This window comes from Methanosarcina baikalica (assembly GCF_031461075.1).
In the GTDB taxonomy this organism is placed as follows: Archaea; Halobacteriota; Methanosarcinia; order Methanosarcinales; family Methanosarcinaceae; genus Methanosarcina; species Methanosarcina baikalica.
The window spans coordinates 1-1783 of sequence record NZ_JAVKPK010000138.1 but is presented as its reverse complement, the minus strand read 5'-3'; the positions used below and the strand labels follow the sequence as shown (position 1 = coordinate 1783).

Sequence of the window (1783 nt, the reverse complement as noted above, 5' to 3'; positions counted from 1 at the left end):
ATGAATTATCCTTACATACATAAAACAATATCTCTGCTGGAACTTTAGCGTTTAATGTAACGAATGTTTGCATTTTCATGCACGAAGCAAATCTGCTCCCGTGAACTTCACAGAGTTGAGAAACAAAAACACTGAAAAGTACTAAACTCATTTTGGAAATAAGACCCACCGAATATTAGGAACTACCAGCTTTTACAACATGCCATTGTTAACTTTTCTGAAAGGCTCTTATCAATAGAGCATGCACCTGTAATTATAAATATTATCTCATAATTATAAAGATCACTGAATAACTCAAATACATGGCCAAATAGAAGATGGAAAATGGGGGATGGAAATAGATGAAAAATAAAGATAATTTATACTTCACATTTTTGACTTCAGTATTCCTGGTTTGTTTTTTGATTTTTGGCTCATCTGCTGCACTGGCATCCAGCGAACAAAATGCTTCGCATAATGACTCATCGACAAATAATGAATTTCCGTATCCGCGTGGTACCGCCCCGGCATATGGGATGATGGGATGGGAAACTGGTACTCAATTTTTAACAGATGCTGCTACGCTTGTTCACCTTGGATGGAGAACTTCTATAACTCCACAACAGTTTGTTGATAACGTTAATAAAGGCAAACAGTTGGGAATTTCAAAATATTTCGTAGCTACTAGCGGCCCACAAATGGCTTCTGAAAGCTTCTGGAAATCAATAAAGGATAGGGGTGTTACTGATAATGATTTCTATGGTGTATATTTCCCTGACGAGGAAGGAAGTCCTTCAACGCTTATCACCATGCGCACGGCTATGAAGAAATACTTCCCCAATGCTGTTGCTGGAGATTATTTAGGTGATATGCAGACTGGACCTGATAATGAAAAATTTATTCCAGGGCTGGATGTCTGTTATTTCACTACTTACACAAAATTTCATCCTGAACGTCCACATGCTTGGGTATATGGTAATCTTATCGCCAATGCTCCTAATTGGAAAAATGCAGGAAGAACAGTATATGTAACAACAGAAGCATTTGGTCAGGCTATTGAGGTGAATGCTTCCGATCCGGATTTGAGTACTGTGCAAAAAGTGGCTGATCGTCATGAAAGTCAGATTGTGATGGGAATTTTAGGTGGAGCGCAGGGTGTTTTTTCATATGCTTATAAATACGCAGCAGGTACTCCAAGCTATACCGGATGGGCTAACTTTAGGCCGAGATATGAACAGGTTTGGCCCTGGATTATGAACGGCAACCGGAAACTTCTGACAACAAACGTAACTAGCGGCAGGACAAATATAACTTCAGATCCAGGTGGCACAATCGATGCGGTTACTGCCTATATATTTACTGATGCAGACGGTAGAGAATTAGTTGCATCGTCAAGTATGCTTGATTTTACTGAAGCAAACAGTAAGGCAAATAATGCAACAATTAACGGCGTGCCAAACGGAACGTATGATGTCTTATGGGAGAACAGAACCGTGAATGTTGATAATGGAACCATAAAAGATACCTGGAAACCGTACGCATACCATTTTTACCAATTAAAGGCGAATAATTAAAGCGAATGATACCGGTACCAGATAAACTCTTAATACTGTTACCTACGGTTTCGGTTTTGGTTCTTTGAGAGTTAGCAGGCTACTTATCCTACTAACTCTCGCTTTTGTCAATGCGTTTAACAAATGGATGGAAGATCAGATATCTAGCTAATACTTCTTCTACCCTACCAGGAAGGTGCCCACTAAAGCTATGGCTTTGAAGGTTATTTACAAAGATTATACTAATAATT

1 protein-coding gene is annotated in these 1783 nt (G+C 39.0%); it reads left to right on the top strand.

The annotated features are described in order from the left end of the window. Positions 1-341: 341 nt before the first annotated feature. The gene (locus RG963_RS16385) at positions 342-1553 is read left to right on the top strand and encodes a hypothetical protein (protein ID WP_310577347.1); all 1212 of its coding nucleotides are present in this window, start codon (positions 342-344) and stop codon (positions 1551-1553) included. Positions 1554-1783: the final 230 nt, after the last annotated feature.